This is a genomic window from Methylobacterium sp. FW306-05-D (assembly GCF_058782155.1).
Map to the genome: position 1 here is coordinate 42,045 of NZ_JBYSXL010000023.1, position 17,558 is coordinate 59,602.

At 71.0% G+C, this 17,558-nt stretch carries 13 protein-coding genes; all 13 read right to left on the reverse strand.

Annotation, left to right across the window (positions count from 1 at the left end):
- Nucleotides 1–102: 102 nt before the first annotated feature.
- Nucleotides 103–906 (reverse strand): succinate dehydrogenase iron-sulfur subunit, encoded by an 804-nt coding sequence (locus AC3WLN_RS10580; protein WP_055952937.1) that lies wholly within the window; start codon nucleotides 904–906, stop codon nucleotides 103–105.
- A gap of 62 nt (nucleotides 907–968) precedes the next feature.
- On the reverse strand, nucleotides 969–2,789 hold the full coding sequence (gene sdhA / locus AC3WLN_RS10585; RefSeq protein ID WP_447675613.1) for a succinate dehydrogenase flavoprotein subunit: 1,821 nt from the start codon (nucleotides 2,787–2,789) through the stop codon (nucleotides 969–971).
- A 29-nt stretch (nucleotides 2,790–2,818) separates the two neighbouring features.
- Nucleotides 2,819–3,232 carry a succinate dehydrogenase, hydrophobic membrane anchor protein gene (gene sdhD, locus AC3WLN_RS10590; protein WP_492481040.1) on the reverse strand — a complete coding sequence of 138 codons (414 nt, stop codon included), beginning with the start codon at nucleotides 3,230–3,232 and terminating at the stop codon, nucleotides 2,819–2,821.
- A 12-nt stretch (nucleotides 3,233–3,244) separates the two neighbouring features.
- Nucleotides 3,245–3,646, reverse strand: coding sequence for a succinate dehydrogenase, cytochrome b556 subunit (sdhC, locus tag AC3WLN_RS10595; protein WP_056474844.1), 402 nt, complete (start codon nucleotides 3,644–3,646; stop codon nucleotides 3,245–3,247).
- 165 nt (nucleotides 3,647–3,811) lie between these two features.
- On the reverse strand, nucleotides 3,812–5,134 hold the full coding sequence (locus tag AC3WLN_RS10600) for an SLC13 family permease (protein ID WP_492481042.1): 1,323 nt from the start codon (nucleotides 5,132–5,134) through the stop codon (nucleotides 3,812–3,814).
- Nucleotides 5,135–5,234: 100 nt separating this feature from the next.
- The gene (locus AC3WLN_RS10605) at nucleotides 5,235–7,460 is read right to left on the reverse strand and encodes a glycosyltransferase family 2 protein (protein WP_492481044.1); all 2,226 of its coding nucleotides are present in this window, start codon (nucleotides 7,458–7,460) and stop codon (nucleotides 5,235–5,237) included.
- A 91-nt stretch (nucleotides 7,461–7,551) separates the two neighbouring features.
- Complete coding sequence (atzF, locus tag AC3WLN_RS10610; protein WP_492481046.1) at nucleotides 7,552–9,357, reverse strand: allophanate hydrolase; 1,806 nt, start codon at nucleotides 9,355–9,357, stop codon at nucleotides 7,552–7,554.
- A gap of 4 nt (nucleotides 9,358–9,361) precedes the next feature.
- Nucleotides 9,362–12,910 (reverse strand): urea carboxylase, encoded by a 3,549-nt coding sequence (gene uca, locus AC3WLN_RS10615; RefSeq protein ID WP_492481048.1) that lies wholly within the window; start codon nucleotides 12,908–12,910, stop codon nucleotides 9,362–9,364.
- Nucleotides 12,910–13,527 carry an urea amidolyase associated protein UAAP2 gene (locus tag AC3WLN_RS10620; protein ID WP_492481050.1) on the reverse strand — a complete coding sequence of 206 codons (618 nt, stop codon included), beginning with the start codon at nucleotides 13,525–13,527 and terminating at the stop codon, nucleotides 12,910–12,912. The genes uca and AC3WLN_RS10620 overlap by 1 nt, the downstream gene beginning before the upstream one ends.
- A 13-nt stretch (nucleotides 13,528–13,540) precedes the next feature.
- Nucleotides 13,541–14,362 (reverse strand): urea amidolyase associated protein UAAP1, encoded by an 822-nt coding sequence (locus AC3WLN_RS10625; protein ID WP_492481052.1) that lies wholly within the window; start codon nucleotides 14,360–14,362, stop codon nucleotides 13,541–13,543.
- Nucleotides 14,363–14,464: 102 nt separating this feature from the next.
- Nucleotides 14,465–15,838 (reverse strand): type III glutamate--ammonia ligase, encoded by a 1,374-nt coding sequence (gene glnT, locus AC3WLN_RS10630; RefSeq protein WP_492481054.1) that lies wholly within the window; start codon nucleotides 15,836–15,838, stop codon nucleotides 14,465–14,467.
- A 13-nt stretch (nucleotides 15,839–15,851) separates the two neighbouring features.
- Complete coding sequence (locus tag AC3WLN_RS10635) at nucleotides 15,852–16,625, reverse strand: creatininase family protein (protein WP_492481056.1); 774 nt, start codon at nucleotides 16,623–16,625, stop codon at nucleotides 15,852–15,854.
- Nucleotides 16,625–17,542 carry an ABC transporter ATP-binding protein gene (locus tag AC3WLN_RS10640; protein ID WP_492481063.1) on the reverse strand — a complete coding sequence of 306 codons (918 nt, stop codon included), beginning with the start codon at nucleotides 17,540–17,542 and terminating at the stop codon, nucleotides 16,625–16,627. Before AC3WLN_RS10640 ends, AC3WLN_RS10635 begins: the two co-directional genes overlap by 1 nt.
- Nucleotides 17,543–17,558: the final 16 nt, after the last annotated feature.

Consider the following 17,558-nt stretch of genomic DNA (forward strand, 5'->3'; position numbering starts at 1 on the left):
CGGTGGCCCCGGGTGCGGGCGGTCCGATCGACCGCGCGCCCCTTCTTTCGTCCAGCCTCGACCGCGGAGGCCGAGATCGGGTTCGCCGAACCGGAGTCCGGCTCAGACCTCGCGGGCGATCATCATCTTCTTGATCTCCGCGATGGCTTTCGCCGGGTTCAGGCTCTTCGGGCAGGTGTTGGCGCAGTTCATGATCGTGTGGCAGCGATACAGCCGGAAGGGATCGTGCAGGGCGTCGAGGCGCTCGCCGGTGTTCTCGTCGCGGCTGTCGATCAGCCAGCGATAGGCCTGGAGCAGGGCCGCCGGGCCGAGGAAGCGGTCGCCGTTCCACCAGTAGCTCGGGCAGGAGGTGGTGCAGCAGGCGCAGAGGATGCACTCGTAGAGGCCGTCGAGCTGGGCCCGGTCCTCCGGCGTCTGCTTCCACTCGCCCTCGGGCGCCGGCGTCTCGGTCTGGAGCCAGGGCTCGATCGAGGCGTGCTGGGCAAAGAAGTTCGTGAGATCCGGGACGAGGTCCTTCAGCACCGGCATGTGCGGCAGCGGGTAGATCCGCACCGCGCCGGTCTTCTTGCCCTTGGCGTGCTCCTGGCACTCGTCGATGCCCATGGTGCAGGCCAGCGCGTTCTGGCCCTCGATGTTCATGGCGCAGGAGCCGCAGATGCCCTCGCGGCAGGAGCGGCGGAACACCAGGGTCGAGTCGACCTTGCTCTTGATCCACAGCAGGGCGTCGAGGACCATCGGGCCGCAATCGTCCCGATCGACTTGGTAGACGTCGACGCGCGGGTTCTTCCCGTCGTCGGGATTCCAGCGGTAGATCCGGAATTCCTGGAGGTTGTTGGCCCCCTGCGGCCGAGGCCAGGTCTTGCCCTCGGTGATCTGAGAGTTCTTGGGTAGATTGAACTGAGCCATGGTTTGGCGTGCCTAAATCCGTCTCGTGAGAACCAATCCGGGGAACGACACCAGTCGTTTCCTCAGTACACGCGCGCCTTCGGCTCGATGTACTGGATCTCGTTCGACATCGTGTAGGTGTGGACCGGGCGGTAATCGATGCTGACCTGCTTGGAGGTGTCGTCCATCCAGGCCAGCGTGTGCTTCATCCACTCCTTGTCGTCGCGATCCGGGAAGTCCTCGCGGGCGTGGGCGCCGCGGCTTTCCTTCCGGTTGGCGGCCGATTCCATGGTGACGACGGCCTGACCGATCAGGTTGTCGAATTCCAGGGTCTCGAGGAGGTCGGTGTTCCAGATCAGCGAGCGGTCGTTGACGTGGATGTCCGGGATGCCGGCGGCGACCTTGTGGATCAGGGTCTTGCCCTCTTCCAGAACCTCGCCGGTGCGGAACACGGCGCAGTTATTCTGCATCGTCTTCTGCATCTCGGCCCGCAGCTGCGCCGTCGGCGTGCCGCCGCTGGCGTAGCGGAAGCGGTCGAGGCGGCCGAGGGCCTTGTCGGCGGAATCCTTCGGCAGCTCCATCTGGCGGGCGCCGGCCTCGACGATCTCGGCGCAGCGCAGGCCGGCCGCGCGGCCGAAGACCACGAGGTCGATCAGCGAGTTGGAGCCGAGGCGGTTGGCCCCGTGCACCGAGACGCAGGCGGCCTCGCCGAGCGCCATCAGGCCCGGCACCACCGTGTCGGGGTTGCCGTTCTTCAGGGTCAGCACCTCGCCGTGATAGTTCGTCGGGATGCCGCCCATGTTGTAATGGACCGTCGGCAGCACCGGGATCGGCTCCTTGGTGACGTCGACGCCGGCGAAGATCTTGGCGGATTCCGAGATGCCCGGCAGGCGCTGGTGCAGGATCGCCGGGTCGAGGTGGTCGAGGTGCAGGTAGATGTGGTCGTTGGACTTGCCGACGCCGCGACCGGCCCGGATCTCCATGGTCATCGAGCGGGAGACCACGTCGCGCGAGGCGAGGTCCTTGGCGCTCGGGGCGTAGCGCTCCATGAAGCGCTCGCCCTCGGAATTGGTCAGGTAGCCGCCCTCGCCCCGGGCGCCCTCGGTGATCAGGCAGCCGGCGCCGTAGATGCCGGTGGGGTGGAACTGTACGAACTCCATGTCCTGCAGGGGCAGGCCGGCGCGCAGCACCATGGCGTTGCCGTCACCGGTACAGGTGTGGGCGGAGGTGGCCGAGAAGTACGAGCGCCCATAGCCGCCGGTGGCCAGGATCGTCATCTGGGCGCGGAAGCGGTGGATCTCGCCGGAGGCCTGGTCGATGGCGATGACGCCGAGGCAGCGGCCCTCCTCGTCCATGATCAGGTCGAGGGCGAAGTACTCGATGAAGAAGTTGGTGTGGTTCTTCACCGCCTGGCCGTAGAGGGTGTGCAGCATGGCGTGGCCGGTGCGGTCGGCCGCCGCGCAGGTGCGCTGGGCGGTACCCTTGCCGTAATCGGTGGTCATGCCGCCGAAGGGGCGCTGGTAGATCTTGCCCTCTTCCGTGCGGGAGAAGGGCACGCCCCAGTGCTCGAGCTCGTAGACCGCGGCCGGCGCATTGCGCACGAGGTACTCGATCGCGTCCTGGTCGCCGAGCCAGTCGGAGCCCTTGACGGTGTCGTACATGTGCCAGCGCCAGTCGTCCGGGCCCATGTTGCCGAGCGAGGCCGAGATGCCGCCCTGCGCCGCCACGGTGTGCGAGCGGGTGGGGAACACCTTCGAGATGCAGGCGGTGCGCAGGCCGGCCTGGGAGCAGCCCACGGTGGCGCGAAGGCCCGCGCCGCCGGCGCCCACCACCACCACGTCGAAGGTGTGGTCGTTGATCGTGTAGGCGGGAGCGCCGTTGCCGTTGGTTCCGTTGGTGGCCATGGGCTGATCCTTCGGGTTCGGGGGGCGGGTCAGACGAGCTTGCCGAGGCCGACGCGCAGGATCGCGTACAGGCAGGCTACGGCGACGACGACCGCGTAGAAATTGTTGGCGAGCAGGCTCAGGAGCTTGAGCGTCTTGTCATGGACGTAGTCCTCGATGATGACCTGCATCCCGATCCTCATATGGGCCGTCACCGAGATGACGGCGAGGATCAGCAGGAGGGCCACCACCGGGTGCGACATCAGCGCGATGGCCTCCGGGTAGGTCCGGTTCGCCATCAGCGCGACGATGACCACGAAGGCCAGCATCAGCGGCGCGTTGGCGGCGGCGGTTAGGCGCTGGGTCCAGAAATGGCCCGCGCCGTGGCCCGAGGCCCCGAGGCCCTTCACCCGGGCACGGGGGGTGCGCATGGTGACGTTGGTGTTCTGGCGGTTGTCGACCATCGGTCGGTCTCCTCAGCGCAGGGTCAGGGCGAGGGCCCAGATCAGGACGGTCAGGATGACGGAGCCGATCAGGGTCGCGCGGGCGAGGCCCATGCGCTGGGCGCGGTCGAAGCCGTAGCCGAGGTCCCAGATGAAGTGGCGCAAGCCGCCCAGCATGTGGTGCATCAGGATCCAGGTGTAGACGAACAGCACCAGGCGGCCGACGATCGAGCCGAAGAACCAGGACACGGTGCCGTAGGCGGCCGGGCCCGAGGCGAGGGCCACGAGCCAGATCGCCACCAGGGCCGAGCCGCCGTAGAGGGCCGTGCCGGTGATGCGGTGGAACACCGACATCGCCATGGTCCAGGTCCAGCGGTAGATCTGGAGATGGGGCGAGAGCGGCTGGGCGACCGTGGGGCGGACGGTTGGAGCCATCGTGCTGAAGGTCCTCGACTGGGCGACGCACCCGGATTTGACAGGGCGCCAAGAAAAATTTGGATCGTCTCTAAAGTGCTACCGGGCACGCGCCAATGCGCAACCCCGCTTTGCCGCAGCGCACATGCGACACAGGCGCCAAATCGTCATTCGGTCGCTCCGGCCTCATGGCAACCATCCGAGCGCGCGCCACCAAAGATAATCCAGGGGTGCGACGACGAGGAGGGAGGCGAGCCCCGTGGCAAGGGTGAGCCGCGTCGCCGCCCGCAGAGGCACCTTGCCGAGGTCGAGCGCGAGGACGATCGGCGGGGCCTGATAGGGCAGGAACAGAGTCGAGTAGCCCACGACCTGGATCATCACCACGGCCATGAGGTCGAGCCCGCTCGCCCGCGCCATCTCGCCGGCGAGCGCCGTGTAGAGAGCCGGGGCGCCGTTGGCGGTGACGGCGACCGTGAGGATCGCCGCCAGCCCTGTCAGAATCCCGAAATTGTAGCCCGGCGCGTCCGGGGTCAGCGGCGCCACGTGGAGGAGGGCGTGGCCGAGGCTGGCGCCGAGGCCGGTCTCGTTCACCGTGGCGACGAGGCCCAGCAGGGCGGCGACGTAGAAGCAGGTGCGCAGATTCACCGCGCCGAAGGCCTCGGCCGGCAGCACGCCGATCCGGGGCATCAGGCAGAGGATGGCGGCGACGAGGCCGACCCAGGCCGGGGCGATGTGGTGCAGGCTGTCCGTGACCCAGAGGGCGAGGGTGCCGGCCAGGATCACGGCGAGGCGCCGGGCCTCGGGCCGCAGGGGTTCCTTCGCCAGCGCCGCCCCGTTCTCGCCGTGATCGAGCCGGTCGGGAAACAGCCACAGGATCGCCAGCACGAGCAGGGCGCCCTTCACCAGGGCCAGCACCGGCGCGTGCAGCAGCAGGTAGGGCAGGTAGGCGATGTGGAGGCCGTACTGAGTCTCGGCGGTGCCGGCCATCACAAGATTCGGCACGTTGGCGGGCAGGATCGCGGCCGAGAGGATCGGCGTGGCGAGCCCCACCGCCAGAACGGACCCGTGCCGGCCCGGGCGCCCGCTCTCGAGGCCGAAGGCGTCGCAGAGGGCGAGCACCACGGGGACGAGGAGGGCGATGCGGCCGAGATTGGACGGCATCACGAAGGCGACGGCGAAGGAGAGGGCGACGATGCCGGCGATGAAGGCCGGGTAGGAGGCCGAGAGGCGGCCCGACAGGCTTCGCGCCAGGCGGTCGCCGAGGCCCGAGCGTGTCATCGCGAGGCCCACCACCATCCCGCTGAGGACGAGCCAGAAGGCCGAGGAGGCGAAGCCCGAGAACACCGTCGCGGGAGGCGCGAGGCGAAACAGCATCGCCCCGGCGAAGAACAGCATCGCGGTGATGATCTCGGCGATGAGCCCGCTGGCCCAGAGGCCCATGCACAGGACGAGCAGGATCGCGGTCAGCACGACCGTCGCCTCCCCACCCATGAACGCCCCTGCCGGCATCGACCGATTCCGCCCCGTTCGCGAGCCGGGACAATGATCCTACCTTGGAGCTGTTCGCAATTCGGAGTTTTCCGATCCAGCCTTCGCTGCCCGCGAAGGCTCAGAAGCGCGCCGGGTCGAGTTCGAAGGTCGGGGGCAGGGCCTCGAACCACTCGCCGTAATAGGGATCGCGGGGCAGTTTCGCCGCCCAGCGATCGCGGAAGCGCTGGTGCTCGGCCGGGTCGACCGTGCGGGCCCGGTTGCGGCTCTCGTAGTGGTAGAGGCTGGCCTGAGCGCAGTAGACGCTGCGCAGGCCGCGCTCGCGCAGCCGAAGGCACAGATCGACGTCGTTGTAATTGACCGCGAAGCCCGCATCGAAGCCGCCGATGGCCTCGAAGTCGGCCCGGCGCACCATCACGCAGGCGCCCGTCACCGCGAGATAGTTGCGGCTGCCCACCGTGGAGAAGTAGTGCCCGGGATCGTCGCCCGGATAGCCGCGGCGGACATGGTCGGGGGTCGCGTCCACGATCGAGACGCCGGCATGCTGGATCTCGCCGGTCTCGAACAGGAGCTTGGGGCCGACGGCGCCGACGCCGGGGATCTGCAGTTGGGCCAGCATCGCCTCGATCCAGTCGGGGGTGATGACGGCGATGTCGTCGTTGAGGAAGACCAGCACCGTGCCGCTGGCCGCGGCCGCGCCGAGGTTCATCTTGGCGGCCACGTTGAAGACCGGCTCGGACCAGGTGACGCGCCGGGCGCCGTGGCGGGCCAGGGCCGCCTCGGTGCCGGGGCGCAGGTCGCCGTTGTCGACCACCACGAACTCGAGGTCGGGATAGGTGCTGCGGGCGGCCACGCTGTCGAGGCAGGCGGCCAGGAGATCCACGGTCCGGCCGCCGACGGTGCTGTCGCGCCCGGCGGTGGGGATCACCAGGGAGATGCGGGGACGCTCGGTCAGCTTGCGCCGCATCTCGAAGCAGCCCTTGAAGGGGCTGGAGCGGGCGAAGTCGAGTTCGCCGGTGCGCCGGGCCCGGTCCTCGAGGCCGCGGATCGCCGCGGCGACGACGTAGTCCTTGTTGTCCATGGTCTGGGCGGTGGAGCCGGGAATCGCGCGCCAGTGGTAGAGCACCTTCGGCACGTGGACGACGTTGCGGACGTGCTCGGTGTAGCGCAGGGCGAAGTCGTAATCCTGCGCCCCGTTGCATTCGTCGCGAAAGCCGCCGATCCGCGCCACGATGTCCATGCGGTAGAGCGCCAGGTGGGCGGTGTACATGCAGGCTTCGAGGGCTTCGGGCGACCAGTCCGGCTTGAAGAACGGGTCGTAGCGCACCCCGTCGACGGAGATCTTGTCCTCGTCGGAATAGATGAAATCGACGGTCTCGTCGGCGTTCAGCACGCGGACGAACTCGTAGAGCGCGTTGTCCGGGATCACGTCGTCGTGGTCCATCAGGGTCATGTAGCGGCCGGTCGCCAGCGCCATGGCGTCGTTCGAGGCAGCCGAGATGCGCCCGTTCGCAGTGCGGCGGTGCAGCTTGATCCGCGGGTCCTGGGCCGCGAAGGCCTGGAGCAGCGGCCAGATCCGCGGGTCCGGCGAGTTGTCGTCGCAGAGGCAGAGTTCCCAGTCGGGATAGGCCTGGGCCTGGACCGAGGCGATGGCGGCTTCCAGCCAGCGCCGCGGGGTCTGGTAGACCGGCATGACGATGGAGATGCGCGGGCGCAGGCGAAAGCCCTCGATCTCGGCGCGCATCGCCGCGACGCTGAGTCGGGATGGCGTCTCGACCTTGTCGATCCAGGCCGTGTAGGAGGCCGGGACCGGGCGCGGCCGGGCACTCGCCCGGAACTCCCGCCAGAGTTCGGCGGCGCCCTTCGCGCGCCAGGCGGCGCGGAGACGCGCGAGGAGGCGGGCCGGCGCGCGCTCCGCTTCGGGCAGCGTGTCCAGGAGGCGGCGGGCGGTCTCGGCCACGGCGCCGACCGGGCCGAGATAGGTCAGCGAGACCTCGCCGAGGCGGAAGCGCCCGGCGCCGCTCATCGGGTCGAGGCGCAAGCCCCGGACCCTGCGGGGCAGGTGCACGAGGTTGTCGATGCCGGCGGCATCGGCCTCCAGCGGAATGGTCAGCGTCTCGCGAAACCCCTTGCCGTCGTCAACGTAGAGGATCGGGACGAGCTTGCTCCGGTCCAGCGCCGTGAGGTCGGCGCGCAGGCGCACCCAGCCGCCGCGATGGCGCCGGCGTCCCTCCGGCGGCCAGAGCCGGAAATGCGGGTCGGACCCGGTCGCGCGCCACGTGTCCGGGGTCCCGTCCGCCTCGATCTGGCTGAAGGCGTCGAGGCGACAGCGTAGGGTGCGCGGCAAACCCGGTTCCTCTTCGAGGCCGGCTCAGGGCCTGCCGAGCCCGGGGTTTAGGGCAAGCCCGCCGGCCCTCGCAAGGGCGGCCGGGTCCGCCTCAGGCGCGGCCTGCGGCGAGGTAGGCGCGCCAGCCCCCGTGATGCGTGATCTCCGGCGCGCCCGCGACCGCATGGGCCTCGCACAGGAAGCCCGAGACGGGCTCGCCGTCGGCGAGCGCGATCTTGCCGATGCCGAGGGGTGCGGGGATCGCGGCGGTGAAGCGCCCGAAGGCCGCGGGGTCGAGGCCCCAGACCTCCACCTCCAGGCCGGGTCCCTCGAATCCGGGCTCGCGCACGAGGCCGGGCTTCGGCGGCACCGTGCCGGGCAGGGCGTAGAGCCGGTAATCCGGGGCCGTCCGGGTCGCGCGCAGGAAGGTCGCCCCGAGGTCATGGAGCTGGTGGTTGAGAGGCAGTCCGGTGAGATGGGCGCCGACCACCACCAGGGGGATCTGCCCGGAGGCGGCGGGGGCGACCCGGCTTTCCTCCGGCAGGACGCGGTCGCGGTCGACGCCCATGCCTGCGCCGAGGGCGCGATGCAGGGCATCGGCCCAGGGTGCCAGGGCCTCGTCGCTGAAGCCGGGGCCGACCAGCATCACGCCGGCCGGCAGGCCGTCCCGACGGAACCCGGCCGGGACCGCGATGGCGGCCATCCCGAGCAGGTTGGCGAAGTTGGTGTAGCGGCCGAAATGGCTGTTCCGGACGATGGGCTCCGCCGCCATCTCGGCGACCGAGTAGGTGGTCGGCGCGGTCGGCAGCAGCAGGACGTCGATCTCGGCCAGGATCGTGTCGGTCCGGCGCTTGCACGCCTCGAAGGCGTAGCGGCCCCGGAAGGCATCGACGGCGCTGTAGCCGCGCGCCGATTCGGTGATGGCGCGCACGCTCGGGTCCATCGCGGCGGCGTGGTCGGCATGGAACGCCTCGATGGCCGCCAGCCGCTCGGCGACCCAGGGGCCGTCGTAGAGCAGGGCGGCAATCTCGCGGAAGGGCGCGTAGTCGAACGGCACCGCGACGCCGCCGAGGCGCTCCAGCCGGGCGATGGCGGCGTCGTAGAGAGCCGCCGTCTCGGTATCGCCGTAGAACTCGCGCTCGGTCGGAGCGAGCACGCCGAAGCGCAGGCCCGCCGCCGGCAGCGGATGCGGGACCACCGGGCGCGAATAGGGATCGGCCGGGTCGAAGCCCTCGGCGATCCGGCGCACGGCGATGCCGTCGCCGACGGTGCTGGCGAAGACCGTGATGCAATCGAGGCTGCGGCAGGCCGGCACGAGGCCCGTGGTGCTCAGCGCTCCCGGCGTCGGCTTGATCCCGACGAGGTTGTTGAAGGCCGCCGGCACGCGGCCCGAGCCGGCGGTGTCGGTGCCGAGGCTGAAGCAGGCGAGCCCGGCCGCCACGGCCACGGCCGAGCCGGAACTCGACCCGCCGGAGACGTAGTCGGCGTTGAACACGCTGCGTGGGGCGCCGTAGGGCGAACGGGTGCCGTTGAGGCCGGTGGCGAACTGGTCGAGGTTGGTCTTGCCGGTCACGAGCGCCCCCGCCGCCTTGAGGCGGGCCACCACCTCGGCGTCCCGCTCCGGCGTATAGGCGAAGGCCGGGCAGGCGGCGGTGGTGGGCAGGCCCGCCACGTCGATGTTGTCCTTCACGGCGAAGGGCAGGCCCCAGAGGGGCAGGGAATTCGGCTCCGGATGCGCCGCCACCAGGGCGTGGGCCGCCGCGACGAGGTCGGTGCGCGACACCGGCGTGATGAAGACCGCCGGGTCCGGCGAGGCCGCCATCCGTTCGGCGACGATCTCGGCGAGGCCGACCGGGTCGAGGCGGCCGTCGGCGAAGGCCGCGCGCAGGCTCGGGATGTCCAGGATCGTGGGCAGCATGGGTTCAGGTCTCCTCGATCACCGCGACAAGGTCGCCGCCGCGCAAGGTCCGGCCGGGCTGGGCGCGGATCTCCCGCACCACACCCGCCGCCGGGGCGGCGACGGCGATTTCCATCTTCATCGATTCCAGGATCGCCACGGTCTCCCCCGCGGCGACCCGGTCGCCGGGGGCGACCAGCAGCTTCCAGACGTTGCCCGGCACCGTGGTCGGCACGCCGACGCAGCCGGCGGGCACAGCATCCTCCGTGCCGTCCGAGATCGCCTCCTCGGCCACGAAGCTGTCGAGCCCTTCCGCCTTCCAGCGCTGGCGCTCGGCCTCGTAGGCCGTCTGCTGGCGCGCCTTGGCCGCCTGGATCTCCGGGGCGTGCGCCGCGAGTTCCGAGCGATGGGCGGCGTAGGAGAAGGTCCCGTCCTCAATCCGCACCGGATAGGCCCCGTGCGGGAAGGCGGCGCGCGCCTCCGTCAGTTCGGCCGGATCGACGGGGAAGAACCGGATGCGATCGAAGGGGCGCAGGAGCCAGGGATGGCCGGGCGTGAATTCGCGGGTCGTGCGCCAGGTGTTCCACATCTGGATGGTGCGCCCGAAGAGCTGGTACCCGCCCGGCCCTTCCATGCCGTAAATGCACATGTAGGCGCCACCGATGCCGACGGCGTTCTCGGGCGTCCAGGTGCGGGCGGGGTTGTACTTCGTCGTCACGAGGCGATGGCGCGGGTCCACCGGCGTCGCCACCGGCGCCCCGAGATAGACGTCGCCGAGGCCCATGACGAGGTACTGGGCGTCGAAGATGATGTCCCGCACCGCCTGCTCGTCGTCGAGCCCGTTGATCCGGCGGATGAACTCGATGTTCGAGGGGCACCAGGGTGCGTTCGGGCGGACCAGTTCCTGGTACTTGCGCATGGCGAGGGCTGCCTGCGGGTCGTTCCAGGACAGGGGCAGGTGGACAGTCCGGCTCGCGACCGTGACGTCCTCCGCGCGGGGCAGGCCGGCCTCGATCTCCCGCAGGGTGCCGAGGAGGCGGCTCCGGGGCAGGGCCGCGCCGTCGTAGTGGATCTGCAGCGAGCGGATGCCGGGCGTGAGGTCGATGAGGCCGGCGAGCCGCGCCTCGGCCACCGCCTGCGCGAGGAGGTGGACGCGCAGCCGGATGCCGATGTCGAGCGCCATCGGGCCGTACTCGACCAGGAGGTTGTCGTCGCCCTCGCGGCGATAGGCCACCGGGACGGGACCGGATTCGTCGCGGGCCAGGATCGGCGAGCCGCGGCGGATCGCCGGCGCGACCGGGGCGACGGGTGGGTCCGTGGGCGACAGCGCGTCGTCCTCGGGGCGTTCCGCGGGCGCGAAGCGCACCCGGTCGCCCGGGCGCAGCTGGCCCATCTTCCAGAGTTCGTCGCGCGCGATCACCGCCGGGCAGACGAAGCCGCCGAGGCTGGGGCCGTCGGGCCCGAGCAGGATCGGCATGTCGCCGGTGAAGTCGATGGCGCCGATGGCGTAGGCGTTGTCGTGCAGATTGGAGGGATGCAGGCCGGCCTCGCCGCCATCGGCCCGCGCCCAGCGCGGCGTCGGCCCCATCAGGCGCACACCGGTGCGGGCGGAGTTGAAGTGCACCTCGTAGGTGGCCGAGAACAGGTCGGCGATGTCCGCCTCCTGGAAGAAGTCCGGGGCCCCGTGCGGGCCGTAGACGACGCCGAGGGTCCAGTCGTGCGTCAGGGGCGCCGGTTCCGGGGTCTCGGCCGGGACCGCGTCCGCGTCGCCGAGATGCAGCACGTCGCCGGCCTTCAGCACGCCGGTGGCGTGGCCGCCGAAGGCGCCGAGGGCGAAGGTGGCGCGCGAGCCGAGCACGACGGGCGCCGCGAACCCGCCGCGCAGGGCGAGGTAGCTGCGCTGGCCGGGGCCGGCGATCGCCCCAAGGCTCAGGGTCTGACCGGCCCGTACCGGAAAGGCGGTCCCATGGGGCTGCTCGATGCCGTCGCGTTTGACCGGCATCCGCGCCCCGCAGACCGCCACGATGGTATCGGCGTGAAAGCGCAGGGTCGGGCCGGACACCGTGAGTTCGAGGGCGCAGGTGTCGGGCGGATTGCCGACCCGGACATTGGCCTCGCGGAAGCTGCGCGCATCCATGGGGCCGCTCGGGGGTACGCCGACGTGCCACAGGCCGAGGCGGCCGGGCAGCTCCTGCAGGCTCGACTGGGCGCCGGGCAGCAGCACCTCGACGCTGCGGGGGTGGAAGGCGAAGTCGCGCAGGGCCGTGGTAGCGACGCGGCCCTCGGCAAAGAGCTCGGAGCCCGCGATGGCGCGGAGATAGTCGCGGTTGGTCTCGATGCCTGAGACCGCCGTGCCGTCCAGGGCCGCGCGCAGGGCCGCCAGGGCGGCAGGGCGGTCGGCCCCGGTGACGATGATCTTGGCGAGCATCGGATCGTAGAACGGCGTCACCTCGGTGCCGGTCTCGATCCAGCCGTCGATCCGGGCGCCTTCGGGGAAGCGTACCTCGGTGAGGAGGCCCGCGCTCGGGGCGAAATTGGCGTGCGGGATCTCGGCGTAGAGCCGCGCCTCCATGGCGGCGCCCTTGGGGACGAGGGGGCCCGCGGCGCCGATGACGTCCTCGCCGGCGGCCTGGCGGATCATCCATTCGACGAGATCGATGCCGAAGACCGCCTCGGTGACCGGATGCTCCACCTGGAGCCGGGTGTTGACTTCGAGGAAGGCGAAATCCTCGCGCACCGGATCGTAGATGAACTCCACGGTGCCGGCCGAGGCGTAGGCGACGCTGGTTCCCAGCGCCACGGCCGCCGCGTGCAGGCGCGCGCGGACCGCGTCCGGCAGGTTCGGCGCCGGTGTCTCCTCGATGACCTTCTGGTTCCGGCGCTGGAGCGAGCAGTCGCGCTCGCCGAGCGCCACCACGCGGCCCTGTCCGTCGCCGAAGATCTGCACCTCCACGTGGCGGGCGGCGCCGACGAAGCGCTCGAGATAGACCCGGGCGTCGCCGAAGCTGGCGCGCGCCGTGCGCTCCACCGCGGCGTAGTGCTCGGCCAGGTCCGCGGCGGACGCGCAGAGGCGCATGCCGATGCCGCCGCCGCCCGCCGTGCTCTTGAGCATGACCGGGTAGCCGATGGCCTCGGCCGCCGCGAGGGCCGCCGCGCAATCGGGCAGGAGGTCGGTGCCGGGCAGGAGCGGGACCCCGCTCGCCCGGGCGAGTTCGCGGGCGGTGTGCTTCAGGCCGAAAGCGGAGAGATGCTCGGGCTTCGGCCCGATGAAGACGATCCCCTCGGCCGCCAGCCGCTCGGCGAAGGCGACGTTCTCGGAGAGGAAGCCGTAGCCCGGATGCACCGCCTGCGCGCCGGTCGCCCGGCAGGCGGCGATCACCGCCTCGACGTCGAGGTAGCTCTCGGCGGCGGGGGCAGGGCCGAGGCGCACGGCCTCGTCGGCCTCCAGCACGCCGCGGGTGAAGCGGTCGGCATCGGAATAGACCGCCACCGAGGCGATGCCCAGGCGCCGGCAGGTGCGCCCGATGCGGCGCGCGATCTCGCCCCGGTTGGCGATGAGGATCTTCGCGAACATCAGCCCGCGTCCCGGATCGTGACCCGGATCGGCGTCGGGTTGAAGCCGTTGCAGGGATTGTTGATCTGCGGGCAGTTCGAGATCACGCAGATCACGTCCATCTCCGCCGTGATCTCGACGTAGTCACCCGGCGCCGAGACGCCGTCGACGATGGCGAGATCGCCGTTCTGCTCGATCGGCACGTTCATGAAGAAGTTGATGTTCGGCGGGATGTCACGCTTGGTGAGGCCGTACTTGACCACCTCCAGGGCGAAGTTCTCGCGGCAGGCATGCAGGTACTTCGTGGCGTGCCCGAAGCGGACGGTGTTGCTCTCGCAGGAGCAGGCCCCGGCCGAGGTGTCGTGGCGTCCGCAGGAATCGGCCGTGACCCGGGCCATCACCCGGCCCTCGCTGGAGACGAGGGGCGTGCCGACGGTGACGTAGGCCGCCCCCTGCATCCGCACGGTGTCCTGGGAGGAGTAGCGCTCGCCGAGGTCGTCGGCGCGGTAGAACAGGGTGTCGACCGCCTGGCAGCCGTCCGTGTCGGTGATGCGCAGGGTCTGGCCCCGGCGCACGAGGCCGGACCAGGGGGCCTGGGCCGGGACGGTGACGTCGAGGAGCGTGTTTGTGTCGGTCATGCTGCGTCCTCCCTCACTGCCCGGCCAGGGCGTTGTTCTCGAAGCCGCGCGCGGCTTCGGGCGTCGCCGTGCGGCAGAGGTCATCCGCAGCCGCGGGCGGTGCCCGGAAGCGGGTGACCGCAACGGGGTTCGGCGCGTAGTCGGGCGCCGGGTCGAGGGGGTGGGGACAGTTCGAGAGGGTAACGGTGAGGTCCATCTCGGCGCGCAGGTCGACGAAGTCGCCGCGCCGCCGGCCGGCCTCGTTCCAGGCCAGTCGCCCTTCCGGGCCGACGCTGACCGGGGCGAAGAAGCTGACCAGCGCGGGGATGTCGCGCCGGTCGAGCCCGGACTTCAGGGCGGCGAGGAGGAGGTTATCCCGGGTGTTGCGGTGGGGGCCGCCGGGATAGCGCGCGGCGTTCGCGGCGGCGTTGGAGCCGCCGGCCAGGGAATCGTGCGCGCCGCAGGAATCCTCGGTCAGCGACAGCATTACCCGGCCCATGTCGGAGAACAGCACCCGGCCCTTCTGCAGGGCGGTGGTCCACTGCACCTTCGCGGTGTCGGCGGTGTTCAGCCGCTCGGAGGGATCGGCCGCGCTCCAGGCGACCAGGGCGACGCTCGCGGGGCCGTGGTCGAGGGCGATGCGCAGGGCCTCGCCGCGGGCGAGATGCGTCGTCCAGTACCAGCCGCCCGGGATCGTCTCGACGTGCAGGGCCGCGCCGGGGAGCGGCAGGCCGTGGGGCGAGGGCGGCGGCAGGACGCGGGGCGCTTGGTCCTGCCCGGCGCGCTTCAGCGCCTCGTAGCGTCGCCGGTTCTCGGCGATGGTCTCTTCCGTGGTGTTCGGTGACGCCGTGGTCATGCCCGTTCCTCAATCGTCCGCCGGGTCGTCCCGGCCGATGGTGAGCCCTGTTCACGAGGCCGGGTCGTCCCGGCCGGGCAGATGCGGGGGTCGGAGGGCCGCCTAGAACAGGTGGCTGTAGCGCTCGATCTCCCAGGCGCTGACGGTGAGATGATAATCCTGCCATTCGGCGGTCTTGTAGCGGATGAACTCGTCGCGCAGCCCCTTGCCGAGGGTGCGCTCCACCAGGGGATCGGCCGCGAAGGCCTCCACCGCCTCCATCAGGGTCTGTGGCAGGAAGGCGATGCCCCGGGCCTCGCGCTCGGCGTCGCTGAGGTCGTAGAGATTGTCCTCGTTCGGCGCGCCGGGGTCGATCCGCTCGCGCACGCCCTCCAGGCCGGCGGCGAGCACCAGAGCGCCGGCGAGGTAGGGGTTCACGGCGCCGTCCGCGTTGCGGCTCTCGCAGCGCCCGCCGCCGGCCGGCACCCGCACCGAGTTGGTGCGGTTGTTGGAGCCGTAGGAGTTGAACACCGGCGCCCAGGAAAAGCCCGCCATCGCGCCCTGGCGCACCAGGCGCTTGTAGCTGTTCACCGTGGGGGCGAAGGCGGCGCAGAGGGCACGGCCGTGCTTCAGCACGCCGCCGATGAAGTGGTAGCCGGTCTCGGTGAGGCCGAGCCCGCGCGGGTCGTCCGAGGGGTCGCAGGCGAAGACGTTGCGGCCGGTCTCGCGGTCGAACAGCGACATGTTGAAATGCGCGCCGTTGCCGGTGCGGTCGGCGAAGGGCTTGGGCATCATCGTGGCGACCAGCCCCTCCTCCTTGGCGTAGTGCTTCGCCATCATGCGGAAGAAGGTCAGCCGGTCGCACATGGTCAGGGCGTCGGCGTAGTTGAAGTCGAACTCGAACTGGCCGTTCGCATCCTCGTGGTCGAACGAATACAGGTCCCAGCCGAGATCGTTGATCGTGGTCGCGACCTTGTCGAGCCAGGCGAAGTTGTCGGTAAAGCCGCGCACGTCGTAGCAGGGCTTGACGAGTTTATCGTCCGCGACCGGCGTGTGCAGAGAGCCGTCGGCGGCTTGGCGCAGAAGGAAGATCTCGCACTCGATGCCGAGGTTGAAGCCGAAGCCCATCGCCTCGGCCTCGGCGAGCACCGATTTCAGCGCCACGCGGGTGGAGAGTGGGTAGGGCCGGCCCTGGAAGGTCAGGTCGGCCGGGGTCCAGGCGAGCTTCGGCTCCCAGGGCAGCTGGATCACCTGGGACAGGTCCGGCACCGAGGCGAGCTCGTCCTCGTTCGGGGCCTGACCGAGGCCGTCGAGGGCGTAGCCGGTGTAGCGCTCGGAGCCGGCGGCCATCTGGGGCAGGTGGTCGATGGGCACCACCTTGGCCTTCTGGGCACCGTGGATGTCGACATAGGCGCCGATGACGTATTTCACGCCCTTGCCGCGCAGGTCGGCCTGCAGCGCGGCGATGGCGGGGTCGATGTCGGTTGTATGAGCCATGGGCTCGCTCCTCTTACGCGGAAACGTCGTAGGGATGGGGGAGGGGCGGGGTCTCGGCGAGGCCGCGCCGCACGAGCTCCGACAGGTCCTCGACCATCCAGCCGAACAGGCGCTCGCCCTCGGCGCGGCTCGCCTGCGACGGACGGCCGGTGACGCCGTTCCGGCTGGTGCGGTTGACCGGATGGGCGAAGACCAGGCCCTCGGTCCGGTCGGGATCGTCCGCCGCGGCGATCCGGTCGGGGCGCACGAGCGCGGGCGCCGTCGCCATCATCAGCGCGGTCTCGGCGGCGTTGGCGTGCCAGTCCGCGGCATCGGCGAAGTGGGCTTCGCGCACCCGCTCGCTGACGGTCGCCGAATTCACGAGCGCCACCAGGAGGTCGTCGTGGGCGGCGCGCAGCATCTCCAGGGCGCAGCGCAGGGGCGCGGCGTTGGTGACGTGGGCGTTGACCAGGAACAGCCGCCGCACGCCCGAATGATAGGCGGACGTGCCGATCTGCGTGACGAGCTGGGTCATCACGAGGGGATCGAGGGTGATCGTCCCGGGCCAGCGCCGGCTGTGGCCGAGGGAGCAGCCATAGGGCAGCGTCGGCAGCACCGGCACGCGGGTCCGCGCCGACACCGCTTGGGCGAGGCGCTCGGCCAGCACGAAATCCATGCCGCAGCCGAGATGGGGGCCGTGCTGCTCGGTGGCGCCCACCGGCAGGATCGCGGCCCGCGACGCCGCCGCCAGATCGGCGGGAATCTCCTCCCAGGTGCGCTCGGCCCAGAGCAGGGGGGCGGCCGCCATCACTCGACCTCGTCGCCGGCCGGCGCCATGCGGGTGACGAGGGCCGTGGCGGCGGGCTCGTCGGCCTCGGCCTCGTCCCGGGGCGGGTGGATCAGCGCGTCGAGCCGAGCGCGGGTGGCGCGGAATTCCGGCCCCAGCATCTGGTCCGGGCTGCGCGGCCGGGGCACCGGCACCTCAATCAGCTCGGCCACCTCGCCCGGATGCGCCTTCAGCACCAGGATGCGGTCGGCGAGGTACACGGCCTCGTCGAGGTCGTGGGTGATGAACACGATGGTGATGTCGATCTTGCGCCAGATCTCGATGAGGTAGGCCTGCATCCGCGCCCGCGACTGGGTGTCGAGGGCCGAGAACGGCTCGTCCATGAGCAGGATGCGCGGGCGGGTCGCGAGCGCCCGCGCGATGGCGACCCGCTGCTTCATGCCCCCCGAGAGCTGGTGCGGGAAGGCCTCGGCGAAGGCCTCGAGCCCGATCAGCGCCAGCCATTGCCGGGCCTCGCGCTCGGCCTCCCGCCGGGGCGTGCCGTTCTCCTCCAGGCCGAAGGCGACGTTGCGCAGGACGCTGAGCCAGGGGAACAGCGTGTAGCCCTGGAAGACCATGCCGCGGTCGGCGCCGGGCCCCGAGACCGGCACGCCGCCGACCCGGACCACGCCGGAACTCGCCGTCTCCAGACCGGCGAGGATGCGCACGAACGTGGACTTGCCGCAGCCGGAGGGGCCGACGACGCAGAGAAATTCACGCCGGTGGGTGACGAGGTCGATGCCGCGCAGGGCGGTGGTCTGGCCGCCGCCGGAGGCGCGGAAGACCTTGCCGAGACCCTCGACGCTGAGGGCGACGTCGCGGCTCTTCAGCTTGGCGAAGCGTGCCCGCACCGGCTCGGACAGGGTGCGGTAGTCGCAGGGCTCCACCGGCAGGGGGATGGGCGCGGGCGGGGGG

Excerpts from the sequence above, each read along its gene's own strand:
- uca (WP_492481048.1), bottom strand. The coding sequence starts at position 12,910 with ATGTTCGCGAAGATCCTCATCGCCAACCGGGGCGAGATCGCGCGCCGC.
- AC3WLN_RS10625 (WP_492481052.1), bottom strand. The coding sequence starts at position 14,362 with ATGACCACGGCGTCACCGAACACCACGGAAGAGACCATCGCCGAGAAC.
- AC3WLN_RS10580 (WP_055952937.1), bottom strand. The coding sequence starts at position 906 with ATGGCTCAGTTCAATCTACCCAAGAACTCTCAGATCACCGAGGGCAAG.
- sdhA (WP_447675613.1), bottom strand. The coding sequence starts at position 2,789 with ATGGCCACCAACGGAACCAACGGCAACGGCGCTCCCGCCTACACGATC.
- AC3WLN_RS10620 (WP_492481050.1), bottom strand. The coding sequence starts at position 13,527 with ATGACCGACACAAACACGCTCCTCGACGTCACCGTCCCGGCCCAGGCC.
- AC3WLN_RS10600 (WP_492481042.1), bottom strand. The coding sequence starts at position 5,134 with ATGCCGGCAGGGGCGTTCATGGGTGGGGAGGCGACGGTCGTGCTGACC.
- glnT (WP_492481054.1), bottom strand. The coding sequence starts at position 15,838 with ATGGCTCATACAACCGACATCGACCCCGCCATCGCCGCGCTGCAGGCC.
- AC3WLN_RS10635 (WP_492481056.1), bottom strand. The coding sequence starts at position 16,625 with ATGGCGGCCGCCCCCCTGCTCTGGGCCGAGCGCACCTGGGAGGAGATT.
- sdhD (WP_492481040.1), bottom strand. The coding sequence starts at position 3,232 with ATGGTCGACAACCGCCAGAACACCAACGTCACCATGCGCACCCCCCGT.
- atzF (WP_492481046.1), bottom strand. The coding sequence starts at position 9,357 with ATGCTGCCCACGATCCTGGACATCCCGAGCCTGCGCGCGGCCTTCGCC.
- sdhC (WP_056474844.1), bottom strand. The coding sequence starts at position 3,646 with ATGGCTCCAACCGTCCGCCCCACGGTCGCCCAGCCGCTCTCGCCCCAT.